Origin of the sequence: Acidovorax sp. sic0104, assembly GCF_019219095.1 — a bacterium.
In the GTDB taxonomy this organism is placed as follows: Bacteria; Pseudomonadota; Gammaproteobacteria; order Burkholderiales; family Burkholderiaceae_C; genus Acidovorax.
In genome coordinates this window covers 108661-134734 of the sequence record NZ_JAHUWH010000008.1, presented here as the reverse complement: position 1 = coordinate 134734, position 26074 = coordinate 108661, and the positions used below count along the sequence as shown (strand labels likewise).

Here is a 26074-nt window from a genome sequence, read left to right as displayed (position 1 = left end):
CCAATGCGCCGTCAAAAACAGGCGCAGGCCTCTTGCTACGGCTTGAATTCGAGCAGCCAGCGCTGCGCGTCAGGTATGTCCATGGGCATCGACACCACACGCCCCTGGATCATGTCGCACCCCAGGCCCGCCAGAAAATCCACCTGCGCCGGTGTTTCGACACCCTCCGCCACGGTCATGATCTGCAAGCTGCGCCCCATCTGGACGATGGCGGTGACGATGGCGACGTCGTCGGCACTGCCCGGGGTGTCCACCACAAACGACCGGTCGATCTTGAGCTTGTCGATGGGGTAGCGCTTGAGGTACGCCAGCGATGAATACCCCGTGCCGAAGTCGTCGATGGAGATGCCCACCCCCAGCGACTTGATCGCGTTCAGGGTATTGAGCACGTCGCCGGTCTGGTGCATCAGCACCGACTCCGTGAGCTCGATCTCCAGGAACTCGGGCGCCAGGCCCGTGTCGCGCAGCACGGCGGCGATCTCGCCGGCCACGTCGCGTTGGCGGAACTCCAGCGCCGAGAGGTTGACGGCCACGGGCACCATCGCCAGGCCCTGGTCCTGCCACGTCTTGAGCTGGCGGCAGGCCTCGCGCATCACCCAGCGGCCAATCGGCGTGATGAGGCCGCGCGATTCGGAGAAGGTGATGAATTCGTCGGGACCGACCAGGCCGCGTTCGGGATGCTGCCAGCGCACCAGCGCCTCCAAGCCTTTGAGCGAGCCGTCCGCCAGGCACATCTGCGGCTGGTAGTGCAGCACGAAGGCGTTGGTCTGGATGGCGTCGCGCAGCTGGCGCTCATGGCGCAGCACGTCGATGCCGCCGGCGTCCATGCCAGGGGCGTAGAACTGGCGGTTGCCGCGGCCGCTATCCTTGGCGTGGTGCATGGCGGCGTCGGCACAGCGCAGCAGCGCGTCGCTGGTGGCAGCGTGTTCGGGGAACAGGCTGATGCCGATGGACGGGGAGATGGTGAGCGGCAACTGGTCTACGGTCAGTGCGCCGTGCATGGACGCCAGGAGCTTGTCGGCCACACGGGCGGCGTCGTCCTGGCCCTGTACGTCTGTCAGCACCACCACGAATTCGTCTCCTCCCAGGCGGGCCACCACATCGGCGTCGCGCACGCCCTGGCGCAGCCGCTCGGCCACGTTGCACAGCAGCTGGTCGCCTGCGTGGTGGCCCAGCGAGTCGTTCACTGTCTTGAAGTGGTCGAGGTTCACGAACAGCACTGCCACGCGGCCATGGCGTCGGCGCGCCAGCGAGAGCACCTGCGACAACTGCTCCATCAGGAAGTGGCGGTTGGGCAACTGCGTGAGCGGGTCATGGAGCGCGATGAAGGCTTCGCGCTCCTGTGCCTGCTTGCGCGCGGTGATGTCGCGCACCACAACAATGCGGTAGTCCGCATGGTGCAGCGGCATGGTCTTGCCCACCACCTCGACGGGAATGGCATGGCCATCCTTGTGGCGGATGGTCACCTCGTAGGGGTCTTCGCGGCCGCTGCGGGTGTAGTCAAGCGCGACGGTACGCCACTCGGGGCTGATGAAGTTGAAGATTGACAGGCCGCTGACCTCGGCCAATGCGTAGCCGGTCAGGCGGGTGAGCGCCTCGTTGCCGTCGGTGATGATGCCGTCGCGGTGGAACACGATGGCCTCTTCCGTGGCCTCGGTGAACTTGCGCATGCGCTCTTCGCTCTGGCGCACGGTGCGCTCGGCGCGCCAGCGTTCGGTGATGTCGGTGATCAGCACGAACGAGCCCTGCTGGTGCGCGTTGCCGTCGAAGTGCGGGATCAGGTTGACCTCGATCATGCGCGCTTCGCCATTGGGCAGGGTCTGCTCGCGGGTGTATTTCACGTGCTCGCCCTGCATGGAGCGTTCGACATGCGGTTCAATGGCCGCCCAGGCCTTGTCGCCGATGGCCTCCTGCACCGTGAGGCCCAGGATGGAATCGGTGCTGTGGCCGTTGTACGCGGCATAGCCCTGGTTGGCGAAGCGGCAGCGCAGTTGCGGAACGTCGAAATACGCCATCAGCGCGGGCACCGAATCGGCGATCAGGCGCAGCAGCGCATCGCTCGCGCCCCCCTGGCCTGGTGCATTCGCTGCAGTGTTGTTGGCGTCTGGCATGTCCCACCCGTGCTTTGGTCAATCGTTATAGCCGATACCCCCGTGCCGTGTTCGGGTAGTTGCCCGGATGCGGCATGGCGGCGACGCGGCGGCTGGCGGGCCGTGACAATGCCCCGCCCAGGGCACGGGCCGGATAATCGGGGCATGACCTCCAAAGAAAACCAAGCCGGCACCGATTTCAGCACGCTGGCGCTGAACCCCGCCATGCTGGCCAACCTGCAGCAGCTCGGTTACACGCAGATGACCCCCATCCAGGCGGCCAGCCTGCCCCCTGCGCTGCTGGGCAAGGACCTGATCGCCCAGGCCAGCACGGGCAGCGGCAAGACCGCCGCGTTTGCGCTGGCGCTGCTGGCCAACCTCAACCCCCGCCGTTTTGCGGTGCAGACCCTGGTGCTGTGCCCCACACGCGAGCTGGCCGACCAGGTGACTACGGAGATCCGCCGCCTGGCGCGCGCCGAAGAGAACATCAAGGTCGTGACCCTGTGTGGGGGCGTGCCGCTGCGCGGGCAGATGCTGAGCCTGGAGCACGGTGCGCACATCGTGGTGGGCACACCCGGCCGCGTGATGGACCACCTGGAGCGCCAGCACCTGACGCTGGAAGCGCTCAACACTCTGGTGCTGGACGAAGCCGATCGCATGCTCGACATGGGCTTCTTCGACGACATCGTGACCGTGGCGCGACAGTGTCCCAAAGAGCGCCAGACCCTGCTGTTCTCGGCCACCTACCCCGAAGGCATCGCCAAGCTCAGTGCACAGTTCATGAAGGCGCCGGTGCAGATCACCGTGCAAGCGCAGCATGCCGAGGGCAAGATCGAGCAGCGCTGGTACGAGGTGAAGCACAGCGAACGCCTGCACACCGTCTCGCAGCTGCTCAACCACTTCCGGCCTGATTCGTCCATCGCCTTTTGCAACACCAAGCAGCAGTGCCGCGACCTGGTGGGCGTGCTGCAGGCACAGGGCTTCAGCGCGTTGGCGCTGTTCGGCGAGCTGGAGCAGCGTGAGCGCGACCAGGTGCTGGTGCAGTTCGCCAACAGGAGCTGCTCGGTGCTGGTAGCCACCGACGTGGCCGCGCGTGGTCTGGACATTGCCAACCTGGCCGCCGTGATCAACGTGGACGTGACGCCCGACCCCGAAGTGCACATCCACCGCATCGGCCGCACCGGCCGGGGGGATGCCGAGGGCCTGGCGTTGAACCTGGCCAGCCTGGACGAGATGGGCAGCGTGGGCAAGATCGAGCAACTACAGGGACGCGAGTCGCGCTGGTACCCGCTGGCGGATCTGGCCCCCACCGGCAGCGGCCCGCTGGTGCCCCCCATGGTCACCATCCAGATCATCGGCGGCCGCAAGGAAAAGATCCGCGCCGGCGATGTGCTGGGCGCACTGACCGGCGAGATGGGGTACACCCGCGAGCAGGTGGGCAAGATCAACGTGAACGATTTCTCGACCTATGTGGCGGTGGACCGCGCCATCGGCGCGCAGGCCGCTCAGCGCCTGAACCAGGGTCGGGTGAAAGGCAAGACCGTGAAGGCCCGCCTGGTGACGGGCGAGCAGGAATTTGAATGAAACAGGCCGCTACCGCTTGTGGGTATTGCGGCGGATGCTACTTATTTCATAGCATTGGGTGTGCGAGGCCGCGGCCAACCTCATCGTGAGCGCCCCGCGTCTGCGACCGCCGCTTCCAGCATCTGCGCCATCGCGGTGTAGCCCCGCTGGCGCGCCAGCTGCAGCGGCGTGTTGCCTTGGCGGTCCGTCAGGGCCTGGCTGGCACCGGCCTTCAGCAGCGCCTGCAGCGTGGCCTGGTGACGCGGGCCCCCGTCGCCCAGAACGATGGATTCGATCAGCGCCGTCCAGTGCAGGTTGTTCACATGGTCCAGCGGCGCCCCGGCCGCGATGAGCTGTCGCACCACGCCGTCGTGCCCCAGGTGCGCAGCTGCGATCAGCGCTGTGCCGTCGTAGCGGCTGGTCACCTGCGCCGCACTGGCGCCCAGTTGCAGCAGCAGGCGCAACGTGTCCTCATCGTCCGCCACGGCGGCGATGGTCACGGCGTCGTAGCGGTCGTTCTCCAGCGCATTAATATCGGCCTGGGCCTGCACCAGCTGGCGGACCACGTCGCGCTGGCGGGCGAACGTGGCCACGTGCAGCGGGGTGCGGCCATAGCTGTCGCGCGCATTCACATCGGCGCGGGCTGCCACGAGCTTTTGCACCTTGGCCGAGTCGCCGCGCGCCGCTGCGGCATGCAGACCCTGGTAGGCGGTGGTCTGCGCGGCGGTGGGCGGCACCTGAGCCTGCGCGGGGTGTGCCAGCAGTAGCGCAGCGGCCAGCAGAGCCAGGGGCAAGGTGGTGGTTCGGTTCATGGCGTGTCCCTTTTGCGGCGGATGGAGCTTTGCGGTTGACGGCGCGGCCCACGCGCACCACCCAGTGGGATGCAGCGCCGCAGGCGTTACTTGGCTAACTGCTTACTTGCTGACTTACTTCAGCTGCTCGGCCACCTTGGAGATGCCGGCCAGGGCGCACTGCTCGTCCAGGTGGCCGCCGGGCGCGCCGCCCACGCCCACGGCGCCGATGACTTCATTGCCCACCTTCAGCGGCACGCCACCGCCCAGCAGCAGGTAGCCGGGGATCTGGCCCAGGTTGGCGGCGGCTGGGTTCTTCTGCGAGCCTTCCATGATGGCCAGCGTCGTGTTCTTGGCCGACGCCGAGGTGTAGGCTTTCAGGCGGCTGGCTTCCAGGGTGTGGGGGCCGGCGTTGTCGGCGCGCTGCACGGCGCGCACGGTGCCGGCGCGGTCCACCACGGTGGCTGTCACGTTGTAGCCGTTGGCGGCGCAGGCGGCCACGGTGTGGGCGGCGATCTGGTTGGCCAGGTCCAGCGAGATGTTCCTTTCGGTGCGCACGCCTTCGGCGTTGGCGGCGGTGGCGATCAGGGCCAGGGCGATGGCGGCGGCGGTCTGGGCGATGGTCTTTTGCATGGTGTTTGTTCTCCGGTGTTTTGGGGCCGGTGCCACCCGTTGTGGCGCCGTGGGAGAACTTTAGAAAATGCGCGGGTTGGCGGCCATTCGTGCGGTTACGCGCGGGGCTCCGTAGAACTACGCAGTGAAGGGGCGCTGCATGGCGCTTGGGGAAGCCGCCACCGCGAGGGCTGAGGTTGTGGAACCCGGCGCCTCACCCCTACCCGTTCTGGCTGAGCCTATCGAAGCCTTGGCACAGTCGCAGCCCGTTCGGGCCGGGCTTGTCGAAGTTGGGGCGCCTTGCCCCCGCCCGTTCGGGTTGAGCGTGTCGACAGCGGGCGTATCGCTGCTCCGTCCGTTTGGGCTGGGCCTGTGGAAGCCTTGGCACAGCCACTGCCCGTTCGGGTTGAGCCTGTCGAAACCGGGGCGCCTTGCCTCCCGCCCGGTCGGGTTGAGCGTGTCGAAACCTGGGCGCTGCTCGCGGGCTCTCTGATTGGCGGTTTGCCGAGTTCAAGGGCGGGAGCCGGGAGTTCGCCCCGGCGGGCGAGGTACTTCTTCTTTGCTTCGCCAAAGAAAAGTACCCAAAAGAAAGGCGACCCCCAGTCTGCGGCCCCTGCGCTGCGCTACGGGGCAACCTGCGTCGGGGCGGTTGCGGGGTGCGCCGCAGAACTCACTGCGCGCTACCGCGCTTCGTTCAGACAACTGCGGCGAGTCAGTTCACGAGGCATGGGCGCTAAGGCGCCCATGCCACCCCGCAACCGCCCCGCCGCAGGCGCAGCCAGCAGGGTGTGGACAGCCGAACATCCAAACAGCCACACGGGCCATCGCGTTGCTCGGCCCCCAAGACGCGGGGGCATGCGCCGTGCGCTGCGCAGGCGGGGCTGGGCCTGTCGAAGTTGGGGCGCCTTGCCCCTCGCCCGTTTGGGTTGAGCTTGTCGAAACCTGGGCGCTGCTCGCGGGCTCGCTGATTGGCGGCGCGCCTGGTTCAAGGGCGGAGGCCGGGAGTTCGCCCCGGCGGGCGAGGTACTTCTTCTTTGCTTCGCCAAAGAAAAGTACCCAAAAGAAAGGCGACCCCCAGTCTGCGACCCCTGCGCTGCGCTACGGGGCAACCTGCGTCGGGGCGGTTGCGGGGTGCGCCGCAGAACTCACTGCGCGCCGTTGGCGCTCCGTTCAGACAACTGCGGCGAGTCAGTACACGAAGCATGCGCGCTAGGGCGCCCATGCCACCCCGCAACCGCCCCGCCGCAGGCCCAGCCAGCAGGGGGTGGACAGCCGAACAGCCGAACAGCCACACGGGCCATCGCGTTGCTCGGCCCCCAAGACGCGGGCGCATGCGCCGCGCGCTGCGCAGGCGGGGCTGGGCCTGTCGAAGTTGGGGCGCCTTGACCCTCGCCCGTTTGGGTTGAGCTTGTCGAAACCTGGGTGCTGCTCGCGGGCTCGCTGATTGGGTGGTGTGCTTGTGTGGAGTGCGGGAGCCGGGGTGCGCGCCCGGCGGCGCGGTAACTTTCTTTCGCGTCGCCGAAAGAAAGTCACCAAAGAAAGGGCGACCCCCAGTCTGCGGCCCCTGCGCTGCGCTACGGGGCAACCTGCGTCGGGGCGGTTGCGGGGTGCGCCGCAGAACTCACTGCGCGCTACAGCGCTCCGTTCAGACAACTGCGGCGAGTCAGTTCACGAAGCATGCGCGCTCCGACGCGCATGCTCACCCCGCAACCGCCCCGCCGCAGGCGCAGCCAGCAGGGGGTGGACAGCCGAACAGCCCTACGGGCCATCGCGTTGCTCGGCCCCGCCCGCGCAGCGCGTGGCGCTTGCGCCCGCGAGATGGGGCCGAGCGCAGCAATGGCCCGTGTGGCTGTTTGGCCCCCATCCCTTCTGGATGCGCCTGGGGCGCGCAGGGGGCGGGGTGGGCGTGTGCCGAAGGACACACGCCTTCGTGCTCTGACTTGCCGCAGTTGTCTGAACGGAGCGCTGCAGGCGCGCAGTGAGTTCTGCGGCACACCCCGCGCCCGAGCACCCCGGGTTGCCCCGCAGCGCAGCGAAGGGGTCGCAGACAGCAGGGTCGCCTTTTCTTTGGTGCCTTTCTTTTGGCGAAGCAAAAGAAAGACACTCGCCGCCGGGCGACTCCCGGCCTCCGCCCTTGAACCAGGCATGCTGCCCCTCAGCGAGCCCGCGAGCGCGCCCCGGTTTCGACAAGCTCAACCCGAACGGGCGGGGGTAAGGCGCCCCGGTTTCGACAAGCTCAACCCGAACGGGCGGGGTAAGACGCCCCGGTTTCGACAAGCTCAAACCGAACGGGTGGGGGGCACGTTCACCGACCTGGAACGACGCTCAAAACCGCGGCAGGTCAGGATGCTTGACCTGCCCCCCGCGCACCAACATCTTCCCGTACTCCGCACAGCGGTTCAGTGTGGGCACCGCCTTGCCTGGATTGAGCAAACCCGCTGGATCGAACGCCGCCTTGAGCCCGTGCATCTGGTCAAGCTCCCCGGAGGTGAACTGCACGCACATGCTGCCCAGCTTCTCCACCCCCACGCCATGCTCGCCAGTCACCGTGCCGCCCATGGCCACGCTGGTCTCCAGGATGTCCGCGCCGAACAACTCGCAGCGGTGCAGTTGGTCGGCATCATTCGCGTCGAACAGGATCAACGGATGCAGGTTGCCGTCGCCCGCGTGGAACACGTTGGCGCAGCGCAGCTGGTACTTCTTTTCCATCTCCTGGATGGCCAGCAGGATGTCGGCCAGGCGCTTCCTCGGGATGGTCGAATCCATGCACATGTAGTCGGGGCTGATGCGGCCGCTGGCGGGGAAGGCGTTTTTGCGGCCGCTCCAAAAGCGCAAGCGTTCGGGCTCGTCTTTGCTCACTGAAATGGCGGTGGCGCCAGCGGCGCGCAGCACGTCGCTCATGCGGCCGATTTCTTCTTCCACCTCTTCGGGCGTGCCGTCGCTCTCGCACAGCAGGATGGCCTCGGCGGTGAGGTCGTAGCCGGCTTTGACGAAGTCTTCCACGGCGGCGGTCATGGGCTTGTCCATCATTTCCAGGCCGGCGGGGATGATGCCGGCCGCGATGACCGCCGCCACGGCGTCGCCGGCCTTGCGCACGTCGTCGAAGCTGGCCATGATGCAGCGCGCCAGTTGGGGCTTGGGGATCAGGCGCACCGTCACTTCGGTGATCACCGCCAGCATGCCTTCGCTGCCGATCACGGCGGCCAGCAGGTCGTAGCCGGGGGTATCCAGCGCCTGGCTGCCGAACTCCACGGGCTCGCCATCCACGGTGAAGCCCCTCACGGCCAGCACGTTGTGCACCGTGAGGCCGTATTTCAGGCAGTGCACGCCGCCCGAGTTCTCGGCGACGTTGCCGCCGATGGTGCAGGCGATCTGGCTGCTGGGGTCGGGGGCGTAGTACAGGTGGTAGGGCGCGGCGGCTTCGCTGATGGCGAGGTTGCGCACGCCGCTCTGCACCCGGGCCGTGCGGCTCACCGGGTCCAGGTCCAGGATGCGGTTGAACTTGGCCAGCGAGAGCGTGACGCCCATCGCATGCGGCATGGCGCCGCCCGACAGGCCCGTGCCCGCACCGCGCGCCACCACCGGTACCTGCAGGTGGTGGCAGGCCTGGAGCACGGACTGCACCTGGTCGTACGTCTCGGGCAGGCACACCACCAGCGGACGCTGGCGGTAGGCGGTGAGGCCGTCGCATTCATACGGCGTGGTGTCTTCGGCATTCCACAGCAGGGCGTGGGCGGGCACCACGCGGCCCAGGGCCTGCACGACCTCGGCCTGGCGCGCGGCGCGCTCGGCGGGCGTGGGCTTGGCCGGAGCCTGGGCGACAGGAGAAGAGGCGGGCGGGGTGGGGGTCTGCATGATGCCGCCACTGTAGGCGATGGCGGCGGGTGCGAGCGTGAGATTTTCGGAGGGCGCTCGTGAAAATCCTGGCAAGGGCGGTCGGGCGGGCTGGCTGGCTGTGCACGCGGTCCGGCTCGTGGCAAACCGCGTCAGCTATGTGCGGCTGGGCGGCAGCTGGATCGTGTAGCGCAGCTCCTGCAGCGTAGCGCCCGCCACCGCAATGTTTTTGACGCCGTTGGACTCGGGTGCAAAGCCTTGCCGGGTGTAAAACCCGCGGGCCTGCGCATTGGCCGCCAGTACCCACAGGCTGGCTTCAGATTTCCCGCGCGCCTGCAGGCGCTCGCGGGCATGCTGCCAAAGAGCGTGCCCGAGGCCCCGGCTCCAGCGGGCGGGGTCCACATAGATCGCCCAGACCTCGCCGCGCGCGGCAGGTGCTCCTGGGTCGCGGCAGTCGCCCAGGGCGATCCAGCCGGCCACATCGCCGCGGTTGCCGCCCTGGCCGTCATCCTGCGCGAGCAGGACCTCCGGGTCGCCCTGCGCAATCGCCTTGGCCCAGTACGCCTCGCGCTGCGCTGCGGACAGCGCGGCCAGGTAGGCCTCGTCGATGATGCCGGCATATGCTGCCTGCCAGGCAGCGACGTGGATGCGCGCGATGGCGGCGGCGTCGCCAGGCTGGGCGGGGCGGATGCTGAGGGACATGGGGCTGCGTGGGGTGGTGTCGTGTCGTGGCGTTCGGGGGGGATTGCGCGAGAGGGCCCCGGATGGCGCCGCACGCGCCGGAAAGTGCCAGGGCCGCGCTCAGGCCATTGTCTTGCGCAGCCAGTCGGCAAAGGCTGCGCACTCCCAGCGGTCCATGGTGCCGGTGCGCCAGCACAGGTAGTGCGCGTGGGGGCTGGCCGTGTCGGTGGCGAACAGGCGCACCAGGGTGCCGTTCTCGAGCCAGGGCGCCCCCAGCTTCAGGCGCACCAGGGCCACGCCCATGCCGGCGGCAGCGGCGTCGCACATCAGTCCGATGTCGTTGAACTGCGATCCTTCGCTGGGTTCGGGCCAGTCCAGGGCGGTGGCGGCGAACCACGTGCGCCAAGGCTCCAGCGGGCTGCGCAGCAGGGGCACGCCCTCCAGGTCCTCGGGCTTGTCGAAGGGGCCATGCTCGCGCACGAATGCAGGCGACGCCAGGGGCGTGACCACGTCGCGGGCCAGTTCCACGTGCTCCACGTCGGCGTAATGGCCGGGTCCAAAGCGCACCATCAGGTCGGCGTCTTCGGCCACTACGTCCAGCAGCGGGATGGACACCTGCAGCGCGAGGTCGATCTCGGGGTAGGCCTCGGTGAACTGCCGCAGGCGCGGGATGAGGATGGTGCGCGCGAACGTGGGCGTGACGGCCAGCTTGAGCCGCCGTCGCCCGGGGGCCGATGCCGCCCCCGGAAAGCGCTGCAGCGCCCCGAGCCCCTCGCGCACATGGGCCAGGTAGGCGCTGCCCTCGGTGGTCAGTGAAAAGTCGGCCCGGCCAAACAGCCGCACGCCCAGGATCTGCTCCAGCTGCTTGACCCGGTGGCTCACCGCGCTGGGCGTGACGCACAGCTCCTCGGCCGTCTGCGTCACGCTGCGCAGGCGCGCCAGCGCTTCGAACGTGAGCAGGCACTGGATGGGCGGTATACGCCGCGCCGCGCTGCTGAGAAAGGACGAGGGAGCGGCAGTGGCCATCTGCGGGCGATGCGATGGCTATCGGAAGACGACGGTCTTGTGACCGTTCAGAATCACACGGTGCTCGCTGTGCCACTTCACCGCGCGGGCCAGCACCTGGCTTTCGGTGTCGCGGCCGCGAGCTGTCAGGTCTTCCACCGTGTCGGTGTGGTCGGCGCGGGCCACGTCCTGCTCGATGATGGGGCCTTCGTCCAGGTCGGCCGTCACATAGTGGGCGGTGGCGCCGATGAGCTTCACGCCGCGGTCGTGGGCCTGGTAGTAGGGCTTGGCGCCCTTGAAGCTGGGCAGGAAGCTGTGGTGGATGTTGATCGCCCGTCCGGCCAAAGCTTGACACAGATCAAGAGAAAGGACCTGCATGTAGCGCGCCAGCACCACCAGCTCGGCCCCTTCGGCCTCGATAATCTCCAACTGTTTCGCTTCGGCCTGCGGCTTGGTGGCCGCGGTCACCGGGATGTGGTGAAACGGCACGTTGTAGCTGGCCGCCAGTTGATAGAAGTCGCGGTGGTTGCTGATGATGGCGCGGATGTCGATGGGCAAGAGGCCGCTCTTCCAGCGGAACAGCAGGTCGTTCAGGCAGTGGCCTTCCTTGCTGACCATGAGCACCGTCTTCATCGGCGCCGCCGTGGCGTGCAGGCTCCAGCGCATGGTGTGGGGCTCTGCAAAGCTGGCCAGGCGGGCCTTGAGCGTGGCGTGGTCGTGCTGGTCGCAGGCGAACTGCACCCGCATGAAGAACAGGCCCGTGGCGTGGTCGTTGTACTGCGCGGCTTCTTCGATGTTGCCGCCGTGCTCCAGCAGGAAGCCGGAGACGGCGTGCACCAGCCCCAGGCGGTCGGGGCAGGACAGGGTAAGTATGTAGGCGTTGGTCGTCATAGCTGCGCAATTGTCGCAGCATGCGCAATCGCCCGTAAAACGGGGAAATCGATGGTCAATCCGGGCGATGCCCCGCGTTTTGCCCCCTGGCGGGGGATGCTGCTGTACCTGGTGCTGGGGGTGGCGTGGGTGTTCGTGGGCGACGCACTGCTGGCGCACTGGGTGACCGACGCCACGCAGCTCACCCACTGGCAGACCTGGAAGGGCTGGGGTTACGTGCTGCTGACCAGCGCGCTGGCCTGGTGGATGCTGCGGCGCATGCGCCGCGCCGAGAAGGTGCGCTGGGCGATGGCGCGGGAGCTGTCGCAGGTGGTGCGCCATGCGCCGGCCGGGTTCGCGCGGGTGGCGCCGGACGGCCGCTTCCTGTGGGCCAACGAGCGGCTGTGCGAGCTGCTGGGCGTGACGCTGGCGCAGGTGCGCATCCTCAACTTCCGCGATGTGATGCTGGCGCGCGAGCCGGACGGCGCCACCCTGCAGCTGGCCCGCCTGCTGGCAGGCGAGATCGACCACTATGTGGACGAGCGCGAGTGCCAGCCCCCCGATGGCGGCCGCAGGGTGCCGGTGCTGTGCACCGTGACGCAGATCCCCGAGGCTGGCGACGAGCCTGCGCACCTGGTGTGCGTGGTGCAGGACCTCGACGAAATCACGGCCGCGCGGGCTGCGCTGCAGACCAGCGAGGCCCGCCAGCGCCTGGCCGCCACGGTGGTGGACAACACCATCGAAGGGGTCGTGGTGACCGACGCCAACAGCCGCATCCTGTCGGTCAACGCCGCCGTCACGCGCCTGCTGGGCTACACCGAGGAAGAACTGCTGGGCAAGACGCCGCGCGTGTTCAAGTCCGGCCGGCACGACCGCGCGTTCTACGACGCCATGTGGAGCGCGCTGCGCCAGACGGGCCACTGGCAGGGCGAGATCTGGAACCGGCGCAAGAGCGGCGAGGTTTTTCCCGAGCACATGTCGCTGTCTGCCGTGCGCGACCCGGCGGGAGAGGTCACGCACTACGTGTGCATGTTCACCGATATCTCCGAGGAAAAGGCCCACTTGAGGCAGCTCGAATTCCTGGCCCACAACGACGCGCTCACGGGGCTGTCCAACCGGGCGTGGTTCGGGCAGCAGGTCGAGCAGGTCGTGCAGGAGGCGCGCGCCAGCGGCGAGCACATCGCCGTGCTGCTGCTCAACCTGGACCGCTTCAAGGACGTGAACGACAGCTACGGACACACCACGGGCGACGAAGTGCTCAAGCACATCGCGCGGCAGGTGCAGTCTGCCTTGCGGCCCGGCGACGTGCTGGGGCGGCTGGCGGGCGATGAGCTGGCCGTGGTGGCGCGCCATCTGCGCCATTCCGACGGCGCGGCGGCAGTGGCGCGGCACCTGATCGCCGCCGTGGCCGAGCCCTGGCGCTCGCCCGACGGTTTCGAGGTCGTGGCCGGGGTGAGCGTGGGCATCTGCATGTTCCCGGAGCACGCAGCCACCACCGAGCTGCTGCTGCAGGGCGCCCACGCTGCCGTGTACGGCGCCAAGGCGCGGGGGCGGGGCGCGTGGTGTTTCTTCCACGAGGCCATGACACAGGCCGCGCGCGAGCGCCTCGAACTGGAGTCGCGGCTGCGGCTGGCGCTGGCCCAGGGGCATTTGCAGATGTACTACCAGCCGCAGGTGGACATCCGCACCGGCCGCATCCTGGGCGCCGAGGCGCTGGTGCGCTGGAACGATCCCGAGGAAGGGCTGATCTCGCCCGCCCGCTTCATCCCCGTGGCCGAGACCTCGGGCGTGATCGGCCCGCTGGGCGAATGGGTGCTGCGCGAGGTCTGCCGCCAGGGCCAGCAGTGGCGTGCCGACGGCCTGCCCGACCTGACGCTGGCGGTCAACGTGTCGCCACGCCAGTTCCACCTGACCGACCTGGCGGGCTGCACCTCGGCAGCACTGGCGGACTCGGGATTTCCGAGCGAGCTGCTGGAGCTGGAGATCACCGAGACCGCGCTGGCCGAACGCACCGACGAGGCGCGGCAGGTGCTGCTGCGCTTGCGCAGCCTGGGCGTGCGCATCGCCGTGGACGACTTTGGTACCGGCTACTCTTCGCTCGCGCAGCTCAAGCGCTTTCCGATCGACGTGCTCAAGATCGACCAAGGCTTCATCCGCGACATTCCGCAAAGCGCGGACGACATGGCCATCAGCGCGGCCATCATCGCCATGGGCCACAGCATGGGGCTGTCCGTGCTGGCCGAGGGGGTGGAGGACGAGGGCCAACTGGCCTTCCTCAAGGACCGTGGGTGCGATGCCTACCAGGGCTACCTGTGCAGCCGGCCGGTGCCGGCCGATGCGTTCGCGGCGCTGCTGCGGGAGCGCTCCGGGCCGCGCTGAGTGAGGTGCGCAGGCCCAGCCGCGCCCGCGTTGCCGCCAACTCAGCCTGCTGCGGGGCGGCCCTTGCCCCACTGCTCACGCAGCTGCGCGCAATGGTCCCTGGGGGCAAGGGCCGGGGTGGCAACGATGGTGTCCGCATCGGCGCCTGCCTGTTCTGATGCTTCTTTTTTGATAGCTGAAGGCGCTTCTTCCGCCTGCGCCAGAACCACTTTGGATGTTAAACCTGCGGGAAAGTGCGTGGGCACGCCCAGGCTGCGCAGCACGTGCCCGCCACCGGCGATCAGCAGCACTGTCTGGCCGCTCGCGCGCGCTGCGGTCGCGGTGCGGGCCATGCTGGCGTCCCGGGCGATCTGGATGCGGGCCATCGGGGCGATCTGCGATGCGGGCAGGAGGCCGCAGTGACCCTCCCGCAGCGCCTCGTACTGCCGCTGCAGGGCGGGGGCGGGCAGGTGCCGGTCCCACGCGGTATCGGCCATGGCGTCGCGCATGCGGGCGCGGGGCAGGTTGCCGCCTTGCACCGGCACGCCCGCGCCCACGGCGGCCATCACCACCGGGCCGTAGGCCTTCCAGGGCCAGGCAGCGTCCTTCCACTGCAGGGCAGCCTGCACCTGGGCTTCTGTGGCATCGCGGGGCAGTCCGGTGGTGCTGCGGCCCTCGTCGGCCATCTCCATCACCACGGCCGCCAGCTGGCCCCGGGCGGCCAGCGCCTGCACTGTGTCGCGCTGCAGTCGCTGGTGGTCGGGGGCGTCGTGTTTCTCGCCCAGCAGCAGCACGTCGGTGGGCAGCAGCGCCTGCAGGCGGGCGGGCCATGCAGCGGGCAGGGTGGCCGGTGACGCGGCGGGGGGCGTGGCCAGGCTGGTGCAGCCGCCCAGCACCGCCAGGGCGACCAGGGCGAGCCAGGCAGCGGGTCGGCGGGGGGACGGGAGGGGCGGGAGCGAAGTGTGCATGGCGTGATGCTACGCGGGGCGCAATTGACGCAGGTCAAGACCGGCGCCGCACCCGCTGCCTACACTGCCCGCATGCGGTCCAAGCCCACGCTCACCACCAAGCTCCTGGCCCTGGGCGCGGGCTTTCTGCTGGTGGCGCTGGCGTCCATCAGCCTCACGCTGTGGGTGACCTGGAAGCTCGAAGGTGGCGCCGCCGCCGTGAACGAGGCGGGCCGGCTGCGCATGAACATGCTGCGCATGGTGCTGGTGCTGCAGACCGAGCCGCACGACACGGTGCAGGGTGCGGTGCAGGAGCGCGCGCGGCTGTTTGACGCCAGCCTGGACCTGCTGCGCACGGGCGACCCGTCGCGCCCGCTGTTCGTGCCCTGGAGCGGCGAGACGCGCACCCGCTTTGACGCCGTCCGCGCCCAGTGGGCCGAGGCCCGCAGTGCCTGGGTGGGCCCGTTGCCGCCCGACCGTGCGCACACGCTGGCGCAGGCCGATGCCTTCGTGCAGCAGGTGGACGGCTTCGTCGATGCCATCGAGCTGCAGATCGCGGGCTGGACGGCTGCGCTGCACCTGTTCCAGCTGTTCATGATGGCGCTGGCCATTGTGGCGGCCGTGACCTTCATGGCCGTGAGCTACCTGCTGGTGATCAACCCCGTGGCGCGCCTGCAGCAGGCCCAGGCCCGGCTGCGCCAGGGCGAGCTGGGCACGCGCCTTCCCGTGGAAACAGACGACGAGTTCGGGCAGCTCTCTGCTGGCTTCAACCTCATGGCGCACGCGCTGCAGGCATCGCACGACGATCTTGAGCACAAGGTGCGCGAGAAGACCGCCAGCGTCGAGGTGAAGAACCAGCGCCTGGCCGCCCTCTACGAGGTGAGCGAACTGGCGTCGACCGCCGGGAGCCTGGAGCTGCTGGCCCAGGGCTTCGTGCAGCAGATCCGCCGCGTGGCGGGCGCGGATGCGGCCGCCGTGCGGTGGTCCAACGAGGCCAACGAGCGCTACGTGCTCCTCGCGGGCGACCGCCTGCCCCAGGCACTGTCCGACGGCGAGCACTGCCTGCACACCGGCAGCTGCCTGTGCGGCCAGCCACAGGCCTTGGCGCGCACGCGGGTCATCCCCATCACGCCGTCCACCCCCGTGGCCCTGCCGCACTGCCGCGACGCGGGCTTCGAGACCATGGTGACCATCCCCGTGCAGATGCAGCAGCGGGTACTGGGCGAGGTGGACCTGTTCTTTCGCTCGCCGATCGATCTGAGCGGCGAGGTGCGCGACCTGCTCGAGGCCATGACGCGCCACCTGGCCAGCGCCATGGAGGGACTGCGGGCCACCGCGCTTGAGCGCGAGGCCGCCGTGGCCGAAGAGCGCGGCCTGCTCGCGCGTGAGCTGCACGACTCCATCGCCCAGTCGCTGGCGTTCCTCAAGATCCAGACCCAGCTGCTGCGCGACGCCGTGGCGCGCGGCGACGAGGCCAAGCGCGACCGCAGCATCGGCGAGCTGGATGTGGGCGTGCGCGAGTGCTACTCCGATGTGCGCGAGCTGCTGGTGCACTTTCGCACCCGCACCAGCGAGGAGGACATCGAGTCCGCGCTGCGCGCCACGCTCTCCAAGTTCGAACACCAGACCGGCATGGCCACGGTGCTCAGCATGGAGGGCCACGGCCTGCCGCTCGCGCCCGATGTGCAGATCCAGGTGCTGCACATGGTGCAGGAGGCCCTGTCCAACGTGCGCAAGCACTCGGGCGCCACGCGCGTGGCGCTGCGGGTGCACCGCCATCCGCGCTGGCGCTTCGAGGTGCAGGACAACGGCAAAGGCTTCGATGTGGCCAGCGTCCCGCCTGACTCGCTGCACGTGGGCCTGGGCATCATGCGCGAGCGTGCCCACCGCGTGGGCGCCGTGCTGCAGGTCGAGTCCACCCCGGGCCAGGGCACACGCGTGTGCATCGAGCTGCCCACCGGCGCTGCCGCCCCTGCGGCCGAGCCGCCATCGGCACCACCCGCCGCCTGGATGCCACCGGCCCCGGCCCCGCAGGCCTCCCCGCCGCCGCTGGTGGCCTCCGAGGTGGCCAAGCCCGCCGCCTGAAACTTTCTCCCTTCCGCCCATGACCTTTTCCATCGCCCCCGCGCCCCTGGCCGCGCCCCCGCAGGCCACCGCGCCGCAGCCCCCGGTGACGCTGCTGGTGGTGGACGACCACACCCTGTTCCGCCGGGGCCTGATCGCCCTGCTGGGGCAGGACCCGGGCCTGCTGGTGGTGGGCGAGGCGGGCGATGCCGCCGAGGCCCTGCGCCTGGCGCCGCAGCTGCTGCCGCACGTGATCCTGCTCGACAACCACCTGCCCGGCGTGATGGGTGTGGACGCGATCCGGGGCCTGCGCGAGGTGGCGCCCGCCTCGCGTGTGCTCATGCTCACCGTGAGCGAAGACGGGCAGGACCTGGCCGCCGCGCTGCGCAACGGCGCGCAGGGCTACCTGCTCAAGACCATCGAAGGCGACCTGCTGGCCGAGGCCATCCGCCGCGCCGCTCGGGGCGAGCCCGTGGTCAGCCCCGAACTCATGGGCAAGCTGGTGGCCGCGTTCCAGTCGCAGGGGGCGCCGGAGCCCGCGCTGGCCCCAGTGGCGCAGACGCCGCTTTCGACCGACGCCTCGGCCGCCGTGGCGCAGCTGTCCCCGCGCGAGGAGGACGTGCTGCGCGAGATTGCGCGTGGCGCCAGCAACAAGGAAATCGCCCGCACGCTGGACATCGCCGAGACCACGGTGAAGATCCATGTGCAGCACATCCTGCGCAAGCTCGGCCTCAGCTCGCGCGTGCAGGCGGCGGTCTACGCCTTTGACCGCCAGCGCGCGGAGTAGGGCGGGCGGCGCTGCACGGCAGCGCTCGTCCTGTAATGCTCTTGTGCTATCAAATGCATAGCTATTGAGGCTTGTCCATAGCGCGGCAGGGCCGACTTTTCCATCCAATCCACGCCATCAGCCGGTGTGCAGGCCTGCGTCCGCACCTGCGCACCTGGCTGCGCGTTGCCTTGCTCCTTGTGCGGGCAGGGCGTCCCTAGTTCTTTCGAACGATGCCCCCGCCCCTTGCCGCGCCGGGGGACTACTCCTTCTGCCGTGGCCGGGCTGTGCTTGTGAAGGATGTTCAGCGCGGGGCTGAAAACCGACCATTGCGCCATACCCAAGAGAAGAAGAGGAACCGCGCAATGGCACACACCACATTGCCCCCGGGCGACAGCCCACAGCGCACCCGCCAGGCCTGGTCGGTGCTCATCGTCAGCACCTTTGCCTTCACCGTCTGCTTCATGGTCTGGATGATGTTCGGCGTCATCGGCATCCCCATCAAGAAGATGCTCAACCTGAACTCCACGCAGTTCGGGCTGCTCATGTCCATGCCCGTGCTCACCGGCTCGCTGGTGCGCGTGCCGCTCGGTATCTGGACCGACAGGTTCGGCGGGCGCATCGTGATGGCGGCCGTGATGGCCGCCACCGTGCCTGCCATCTGGATGATGGGCTACGCGACCGAGTACTGGCACTTTCTCACCATCGGCCTGTTCGTGGGGTTGGCGGGGGGCTCGTTCTCTGTCGGCACGCCCTATGTGGCGCGCTGGTTTCCCAAGCACCGCCAGGGCACGGCCATGGGGGTGTATGGCGCGGGCAATTCGGGCGCGGCCGTCAACAAGTTCGTGGCGCCCGTGATCCTGGTGGCCTTTGGCTGGACCATGGTGCCGCAGGTGTACGCCGCCATCATGCTGGGCTCGCTGGTGCTGTTCTGGCTGTTCAGCTACAGCGACCCGGCCCACCTGGTGGCCAGCAACGTCAAGTTCACCGACCAGCTCAAGGCACTGAAGGACCCCAAGGTCCTCAAGTACTGCCAGTACTACAGCATCGTATTCGGTGGCTACGTGGCGCTGTCGCTATGGATGGTGCAGTACTACGTGGGCGAATACGGCCTGGACATCCGTGTGGCCGCATTGTTGGCCGCCTGCTTCTCGCTGCCCGGTGGCGTGCTGCGTGCCATTGGCGGCATGCTCTCTGACAAGTACGGCGCCCACAGCGTGACGTGGTGGGTGATGTGGGTGAGCTGGATCTGCCTGTTCCTTCTGAGCTACCCGCAGACCGACTTCACCATCCTCACCGTCAACGGTGCGCAGACCTTTCACATCGGGCTGAACGTGTATGTGTTCACCGGCCTCATGTTCCTGCTGGGCATTTGCTGGGCCTTCGGCAAGGCCAGCGTCTTCAAGTACATCAGCGACGACTACCCCCAAAACATCGGCGCCATCAGCGGCATCGTGGGCTTGGCCGGCGGCATGGGCGGCTTCATCCTGCCCATCCTGTTCGGTGCGCTGATGGACCTCACCGGCATCCGCTCCAGCGCCTTCATGCTGATGTACGGCGTGGTCTGGGTCTCGCTCATCTGGATGTACTTCACCGAAGTGCGCAACACCCGTCTCATGGGCTCGCAGGACGCCGCCGCTGCGGCGGGCGCCCGCTGATTTTTCTCCAAGGACCTCACCATGTCTGCCACCACCACCAGCGGGCGCCAGGGGCGCCTGCTCACCCTCTGGACGCCAGAGGACAAGAACTTCTGGGAGCGCGAAGGCGAAGCCGTCGCCAAGCTCAACCTGTGGATCTCGGTGCCCGCGCTGTTCCTGGCCTTTGCCATCTGGCAGGTCTGGAGCGTGGTCGCCGTGAGCCTGCCGGGCCTCGGATTCAAGTATTCGACCAACCAGCTGTTCTGGCTGGCGGCGGCGCCCGCGCTCTCGGGTGCCACGCTGCGCATCTTCTATTCATTCATGGTGCCGCTCGTGGGCGGACGCCGCTGGACGGCGATCTCCACCGCCTCGTTGCTGATCCCCGCCATCGGCATCGGCTTTGCCGTGCAGGACAACACCACGACCTATCCCACCATGCTCATCCTGGCGCTGCTGTGCGGCCTGGGCGGCGGCAACTTCAGCTCCAGCATGGCCAACATCAGCTTCTTCTTTCCGAAGGAGCGCAAGGGATCGGCCCTGGGTGTGAACGCGGGTCTGGGCAACCTGGGGGTGTCGGTGGTGCAGTTTCTGAGCCCGCTGGTCGTCACGGCCGGCATCTTCGGCATCTTTGGTGGCGAAGGCCAGACCATCGTCAAAAACGGCCAGACCGTGCAGGTGTGGACGCAGAACGCCGCCTTCATCTGGGTGCCATGGATTGCGCTGACGGCGCTGGCCGCCTGGTTCGGCATGAACGACATTGCCGATGCCAAGGCCTCCTTTGCCGCGCAGGCCGCCATCTTCAAGCGCAAGCACAACTGGCTGATGTGCGTGTTGTACCTCGGCACCTTCGGCTCGTTCATCGGCTATGCAGCGGGCTTTCCTCTGCTCATCAAGAGCCAGTTCCCTGGCATCAACCCGCTGGCCTACGCCTGGCTGGGCCCGCTGGTGGGCGCCGTGATCCGCCCCTTTGGTGGCTGGCTGGCCGACAAGCTCGGTGGTGCGCGCGTCACGCTGTGGAATTTCATCGTCATGGCCGTGGCCGTGATGGGCGTGACGTTCTTCCTGCCCTCTGGTGGCCCTGGCGGCAACGAAGGCCAGTTTGCCGGTTTCTTTGTGTGTTTCCTGGTGCTGTTCCTCACCACCGGCATCGGCAACGGCTCGACCTTCCGCATGATTCCCGTGATCTTCCTGACCGAAGCCATGCGCGGCGTGGACAAGCACAACGCCGCCGCTGTGGCGAGCGCCAACAAGGAGGGCAACACCCTGGGCGCGGCCACACTGGGCTTCACCGCCGCCATGGCCGCCTACGGCGGGTTCTTTATCCCCAAGAGCTATGGCAGCTCCATCGCGCTGACTGGCAGCCCCCACGCTGCACTGTGGACGTTCTTCGCCTTCTATCTCGTTTGCATCGTGATCACCTGGTGGACCTACGCACGCAAGCACGCCGAGATGCCTTGCTAGTCAACCCCAGAAAAGAAATCAGAAAAGGAGCCCTTCGATGAGCCATTTCCTCGATCGCCTTTCGTACTTCTCGCAGCCCCGCGAGACCTTTGCCCAAGGCCATGGCGAAACCAACGGTGAAGACCGCACCTGGGAAGACGCCTACCGCGACCGCTGGGCGCACGACAAGATCGTGCGCAGCACCCACGGCGTGAACTGCACGGGCTCCTGTTCGTGGAAGATCTACGTCAAGGGCGGCATCGTGACCTGGGAAACCCAGCAAACCGACTACCCCCGCACCCGCCCTGATCTGCCCAACCATGAGCCCCGTGGCTGCGCACGCGGCGCCAGCTACAGCTGGTACCTGTACAGCGCCAACCGCGTGAAGTACCCCATGGTGCGTGGCCGCCTGCTCAAGCACTGGCGCGCCGCCATCGCCCTGGCCAAGAGCCCGGTGGACGCCTGGGCCAGCATCGTCGAGAACGATGCCTCCAAGCGCGAATGGCAAAAGCAGCGCGGCCTGGGCGGCTTCGTGCGCAGCACCTGGGAAGAAGTCAACCAGATGATCGCTGCGGCCAACGTGTACACCATCAAGAAGCACGGGCCCGACCGCATCATCGGCTTCTCGCCCATCCCGGCGATGTCGATGATTTCGTACGCTGCAGGCAGCCGCTACCTCAGCCTCATCGGCGGCGTGTGCATGAGTTTTTACGACTGGTACTGCGACCTGCCTCCCAGCAGCCCGCAGACCTGGGGCGAGCAGACCGACGTGCCCGAGTCGGCCGACTGGTACAACAGCTCGTACATCATTGCCTGGGGCTCCAATGTGCCCCAGACGCGCACGCCCGATGCGCACTTTTTGACCGAGGTGCGCTACAAGGGCACCAAGGTGGTGTCCATAACGCCCGACTACTCCGAAGTCGCCAAGCTGGGCGATCTGTGGATGCACCCCAAGCAGGGCACCGACGCCGCCGTAGCCATGGCCATGGGTCATGTGATCCTCAACGAGTTCTACTTCAAGGAAGGTGGCAAGGGCCGCAGTGCGTACTTTGACGACTACGCGCGCCGCTACACCGACCTGCCGCTGCTGGTGGTGCTCAAGGAAAAAACGCTGCCCGATGGCCGCACGGTGATGGTGCCCGACCGTTATGTGCGCGCCAGCGACTTCCCCGGCCAGCTCGACCAGTCCAACAACCCCGACTGGAAGACTGTGGGCTACGACGAGCTGGGCCAGGTCACGCTGCCCAATGGTTCCATCGGCTTTCGCTGGGGGGCGGACGGCCGCCCCGACCAGGGCCTGTGGAACCTGGAGAACAAGGAAGCACGCACCGGCAACACCGTCAAGCTCAAGCTCTCGGTGATCGAGGACGGCGCGCAGGCCCATGAAGTGGCTGATGTGGCCTTCCCGTACTTCGGTGGCGTGGCAACGCCCAACTTCACGGCCAACGAACAAGGCGGCGACGTGATGGTGCGCCGCGTGCCGGTGTCCCACCTGGAGCTGGCCGGGCACGAAGCCCAGGGCCGCGTGATGGTGGCCACCGTGTTCGACCTGCTGGCGGGCAACTACGGCATTGACCGAGGCCTACCGGGCGAAGAGCCCGGTGGCGGTTACGACGCCGACCGCCCCTACACCCCTGCCTGGCAAGAGGCCATCACCGGCGTGCCGCGCGAGCAGATCATCACCGTGGCGCGCCAGTTTGCCGACAACGCCGACAAGACGCATGGCAAGTCCATGGTGATCATCGGCGCGGCCATGAACCACTGGTACCACAGTGACATGAACTACCGGGGCATCATCAACATGCTGATGCTGTGCGGCTGTATTGGCCAAAGCGGTGGCGGCTGGGCGCACTATGTGGGCCAGGAAAAGCTGCGCCCACAGACGGGCTGGACGGCGCTGGCCTTTGCGCTGGACTGGATCCGCCCACCGCGCCAGATGAACAGCACGAGTTTCTTCTACGCCCACACCGACCAGTGGCGCTACGAGAAGCTGGGCATGGAGGAAATCCTCTCGCCCCTGGCTGACAAGAAGGCCTACCACGGCGCGCAGATCGACTACAACGTGCGCGCCGAGCGCATGGGCTGGCTGCCATCAGCGCCCCAGCTCAAGACCAACCCCATGCAGGTGGCCAAGGATGCCGCTGCAGCGGGTATGGATGCGAAGGATTACGTCGTCAAGTCTCTGAAGGACGGCACGCTCACGATGAGCTGCGAGGACCCGGACCATCCGTCCAACTGGCCGCGCAACATGTTCGTGTGGCGCTCCAACATCCTGGGCTCGTCGGGCAAGGGGCATGAATACTTCCTCAAGCACCTGCTGGGCACCACCCACGGCGTGCAGGGCAAGGATCTGGGCAAGGACGAAGCCAAGCCCGAGGAAGTGCAGTGGCACACCAATGCACCCGAAGGCAAGCTGGACCTGCTGGTCACGCTCGACTTCCGCATGAGCACGACCTGCCTGTATTCGGACATCGTGCTGCCCACGGCCACCTGGTATGAGAAGAACGACCTCAACACCAGCGACATGCACCCCTTCATCCACCCGCTGTCCACGGCGGTGGACCCTGCCTGGCAGGCCAAGAGCGACTGGGAGATCTACAAGGGTTTCGCCAAGGCTGTGAGCGAGGTCAGCGTGGGCCACCTGGGCGTGGAAAAGGACGTGGTGCTCACGCCCATCATGCACGACACGGCGGGTGAAATGGCCCAGCCCTACGGCGTGCGCGACTGGAAGCGGGGCGAGTGCGAACTCATCCCCGGCAAGACGGCGCCGCAGGTCACCGTGGTCGAGCGCGACTACCCCAACCTCTACAAGCGCTTCACCGCCCTGGGCCCCTTGATGGACAAGGCAGGCAACGGCGGCAAGGGCATCGGCTGGAACACGCAGACCGAAGTCGGCCAGTTGGGCGATTTGAACGGCCGCGTGAAGGAAGAGGGCGTGACGCAGGGCATGCCCCGCATCGTGAGCGACATCGACGCCACCGAAGTGGTGATGATGCTCGCGCCCGAGACCAACGGCCATGTGGCCTGCAAGGCCTGGGAAGCTCTGGGCAAGCAGACGGGCCGCGACCACGTGCACCTGGCGCTGCACCGCGAAGACGAGAAGATCCGCTTCCGCGACATCCAGGCGCAGCCGCGCAAGATCATCAGCTCGCCCACCTGGTCGGGCCTGGAGAGCGAGAAGGTCAGCTACAACGCGGGCTACACCAACGTGCACGAGCTGATCCCATGGCGCACCCTCACGGGCCGCCAGCAGTTCTACCAGGACCACCCCTGGATGCGTGACTTCGGCGAAGGCTTCGTGAGCTACCGTCCGCCGGTGCACCTGAAGACGCTGCATGAAGTCGAAGGCAAGAAGCCCAACGGCAACAAGGAAATCCAGCTGAACTTCATCACGCCGCACCAGAAGTGGGGCATCCACAGCACGTACAGCGACAACCTGATGATGCTCACGCTGAACCGGGGTGGCTCGGTGGTGTGGCTGAGCGAAGACGACGCGAAGGCCGCGGGCATCGTGGACAACGACTGGGTCGAACTCTTCAACGCCAACGGCGCCATCGCGGCCCGCGCGGTGGTGAGCCAGCGTGTGAACCCCGGCATGGTGATGATGTACCACTCGCAAGAGAAGATCATCAACACCCCCGGCTCCGAGATCACCGGCACGCGCGGTGGCATCCACAACTCGGTCACGCGCATCGTGCTCAAGCCCACCCACATGATCGGTGGCTACGCGCAGTACAGCTACGGCTTCAACTACTACGGAACCATCGGCACCAACCGCGACGAGTTCGTGCTGGTGCGCAAGATGAACCGCATCGACTGGATGGATGGCGAAGCCGCTGCATCCGACCACGCATGAAGCCGAAGACAAGGAGAAACACGATGAAAATTCGCGCACAAATCGGCATGGTGCTGAACCTGGACAAGTGCATCGGCTGCCACACCTGCTCGGTCACCTGCAAGAACGTCTGGACCAGCCGTCCCGGGGTGGAATACGCCTGGTTCAACAACGTCGAGACCAAGCCGGGCATCGGCTACCCCAAGGAATGGGAGAACCAGGACAGGTGGAACGGTGGCTGGGTGCGCAGCCCCGACGGCTCCATCGCGCCCCGCCAGGGCGGCAAGTGGAAGCTGCTCATGCGCATCTTCGCCAACCCCAACCTGCCGCAGATCGACGACTACTACGAGCCCTTCACGTTCGACTACGACCACCTGCAGTCGGCGCCTGAAAGCAAGGCCGCCCCCACGGCCCGGCCGCGCAGCCTGATCACCGGCAAGCGCATGGAGAAGATCGAGTGGGGCCCGAACTGGGAAGAAATCCTGGGCGGCGAGTTCAGCAAGCGCAGCAAGGACAAGAACTTCGACGATGTGCAAAAGGACATCTACGGCCAGTTCGAGAACACCTTCATGATGTACCTGCCCCGCCTGTGCGAGCACTGCCTGAATCCGGCGTGCGTGGCGTCATGCCCCAGCGGCTCGATCTACAAGCGCGAGGAAGATGGCATTGTGCTGATCGACCAGGACAAATGCCGTGGCTGGCGCATGTGCGTCAGCGGTTGCCCTTACAAGAAGATCTATTACAACTGGCAGTCGGGCAAGGCCGAGAAGTGCATCTTCTGCTACCCCCGCATCGAGGCGGGCCAGCCCACGGTGTGCTCGGAAACCTGCGTGGGCCGCATCCGGTATCTCGGCGTGCTGCTGTACGACGCGGACCGCATCCAGGAAGCCGCCAGCGTGGAGCGCGACCGCGACCTGTACCAGGCCCAGCTCGACATCTTCCTGAACCCGAACGACCCGGACGTGATCAGGCAGGCCCGCATCGACGGCATCCCCGACAGCTGGATGGAGGCCGCCCGCAACAGCCCCGTCTACAAGATGGCGGTGGACTGGAAGGTGGCCCTGCCGCTGCACCCCGAGTACCGCACGCTGCCCATGGTCTGGTATGTACCGCCCCTGTCGCCCATCACGGCCGCTGCCAATGCCGGCCATGTGGGCGTGAATGGCGAGATCCCCGACGTGTCGCAGCTGCGAATTCCTGTGCAGTACCTGGCCAACCTGCTCACCGCTGGTGACACCGGGCCCGTGGTGCGGGCGCTGGAGCGCATGCTGGCCATGCGCACCTACCAGCGCGACAAGCATGTGGAGCAGCGCCAGAACCTGTCGGTGCTCAAGCAGGCGGGCCTGTCGATGGCGGAGGTGGAGGAGATGTACCACGTGATGGCGATTGCCAACTACGAGGACCGCTTCGTGATCCCGTCGGCCCACCGCGAGTACGCCGAGAACGCGTTCGACATCCGAGGTGGCTGCGGCTTCTCGTTCGGCAATGGTTGCTCGGATGGCGCGACGGAAGTCAGCATGTTCGGGGGCAAGAAGCCCCGCACCATCCCGATCAAGGCCACGGTCTGATCGCACACAGGAA

16 protein-coding genes are annotated in these 26074 nt (G+C 67.5%); 8 read left to right on the top strand and 8 right to left on the bottom strand.

All coding sequences use genetic code 11. The features are described 5' to 3' along the window. Nucleotides 1-35: 35 nt before the first annotated feature. The gene (locus KW835_RS14750) at nucleotides 36-2111 is read right to left on the bottom strand and encodes a bifunctional diguanylate cyclase/phosphodiesterase (RefSeq protein ID WP_218383618.1); all 2076 of its coding nucleotides are present in this window, start codon (nucleotides 2109-2111) and stop codon (nucleotides 36-38) included. Between the two features lie 144 nt (nucleotides 2112-2255). Here KW835_RS14750 and dbpA point away from each other — a divergent pair, with 144 nt between their 5' ends. Further along, entirely contained in the window at nucleotides 2256-3674 is a 1419-nt protein-coding gene (dbpA, locus tag KW835_RS14745) for an ATP-dependent RNA helicase DbpA (RefSeq protein WP_218383616.1), read from the top strand. A gap of 80 nt (nucleotides 3675-3754) precedes the next feature. Here dbpA and KW835_RS14740 read toward each other — a convergent pair whose 3' ends face one another. The 6 genes from KW835_RS14740 to purU all read right to left on the bottom strand — a co-directional run bounded on the left by KW835_RS14740 (nucleotide 3755) and on the right by purU (nucleotide 11467). After that, nucleotides 3755-4465: an ankyrin repeat domain-containing protein gene (locus KW835_RS14740; RefSeq protein WP_218383615.1), complete on the bottom strand. Its 711-nt coding sequence runs from the start codon at nucleotides 4463-4465 to the stop codon at nucleotides 3755-3757. A 114-nt stretch (nucleotides 4466-4579) separates the two neighbouring features. Further along, nucleotides 4580-5077 (bottom strand): heme-binding protein, encoded by a 498-nt coding sequence (locus KW835_RS14735; protein ID WP_218383614.1) that lies wholly within the window; start codon nucleotides 5075-5077, stop codon nucleotides 4580-4582. Between the two features lie 2304 nt (nucleotides 5078-7381). Further along, entirely contained in the window at nucleotides 7382-8911 is a 1530-nt protein-coding gene (locus KW835_RS14730; protein WP_218383613.1) for an FAD-linked oxidase C-terminal domain-containing protein, read from the bottom strand. Between the two features lie 135 nt (nucleotides 8912-9046). Then, on the bottom strand, nucleotides 9047-9592 hold the full coding sequence (locus KW835_RS14725; protein ID WP_218383612.1) for a GNAT family N-acetyltransferase: 546 nt from the start codon (nucleotides 9590-9592) through the stop codon (nucleotides 9047-9049). Between the two features lie 99 nt (nucleotides 9593-9691). Beyond that, the gene (locus tag KW835_RS14720) at nucleotides 9692-10597 is read right to left on the bottom strand and encodes a LysR substrate-binding domain-containing protein (RefSeq protein ID WP_218383609.1); all 906 of its coding nucleotides are present in this window, start codon (nucleotides 10595-10597) and stop codon (nucleotides 9692-9694) included. A gap of 18 nt (nucleotides 10598-10615) precedes the next feature. Continuing rightward, nucleotides 10616-11467 carry a formyltetrahydrofolate deformylase gene (gene purU / locus KW835_RS14715; RefSeq protein ID WP_218383607.1) on the bottom strand — a complete coding sequence of 284 codons (852 nt, stop codon included), beginning with the start codon at nucleotides 11465-11467 and terminating at the stop codon, nucleotides 10616-10618. Nucleotides 11468-11518: 51 nt separating this feature from the next. Between purU and KW835_RS14710 the strand changes: the two genes are divergently transcribed. After that, nucleotides 11519-13825, top strand: a complete 2307-nt coding sequence (locus KW835_RS14710; protein ID WP_218383605.1) for a bifunctional diguanylate cyclase/phosphodiesterase — start codon at nucleotides 11519-11521, stop codon at nucleotides 13823-13825. 41 nt (nucleotides 13826-13866) lie between these two features. Here the strand turns inward: KW835_RS14710 and KW835_RS14705 are convergent, their stop codons facing one another. Beyond that, entirely contained in the window at nucleotides 13867-14772 is a 906-nt protein-coding gene (locus tag KW835_RS14705; protein WP_218383603.1) for a ChaN family lipoprotein, read from the bottom strand. Nucleotides 14773-14844: 72 nt separating this feature from the next. On the opposite strand from KW835_RS14705, the gene KW835_RS14700 reads away from it, so the two are divergent. The 6 genes from KW835_RS14700 (at nucleotide 14845) to narH (ending at nucleotide 26061) form a co-directional block, all read left to right on the top strand. Continuing rightward, a complete protein-coding gene (locus tag KW835_RS14700) occupies nucleotides 14845-16836 on the top strand; it encodes a type IV pili methyl-accepting chemotaxis transducer N-terminal domain-containing protein (RefSeq protein ID WP_255593542.1) in 1992 nt (663 codons plus the stop codon). 19 nt (nucleotides 16837-16855) lie between these two features. Continuing rightward, nucleotides 16856-17602 (top strand): response regulator, encoded by a 747-nt coding sequence (locus KW835_RS14695; protein WP_218383601.1) that lies wholly within the window; start codon nucleotides 16856-16858, stop codon nucleotides 17600-17602. A gap of 344 nt (nucleotides 17603-17946) precedes the next feature. Further along, entirely contained in the window at nucleotides 17947-19239 is a 1293-nt protein-coding gene (locus KW835_RS14690; RefSeq protein ID WP_218383599.1) for a nitrate/nitrite transporter, read from the top strand. A gap of 21 nt (nucleotides 19240-19260) precedes the next feature. Then, nucleotides 19261-20679 carry an MFS transporter gene (locus KW835_RS14685; protein WP_218383597.1) on the top strand — a complete coding sequence of 473 codons (1419 nt, stop codon included), beginning with the start codon at nucleotides 19261-19263 and terminating at the stop codon, nucleotides 20677-20679. Nucleotides 20680-20716: 37 nt separating this feature from the next. Next, complete coding sequence (locus KW835_RS14680) at nucleotides 20717-24514, top strand: nitrate reductase subunit alpha (protein ID WP_218383595.1); 3798 nt, start codon at nucleotides 20717-20719, stop codon at nucleotides 24512-24514. Between the two features lie 23 nt (nucleotides 24515-24537). Beyond that, nucleotides 24538-26061, top strand: a complete 1524-nt coding sequence (narH, locus tag KW835_RS14675; protein ID WP_218383593.1) for a nitrate reductase subunit beta — start codon at nucleotides 24538-24540, stop codon at nucleotides 26059-26061. Nucleotides 26062-26074: the final 13 nt, after the last annotated feature.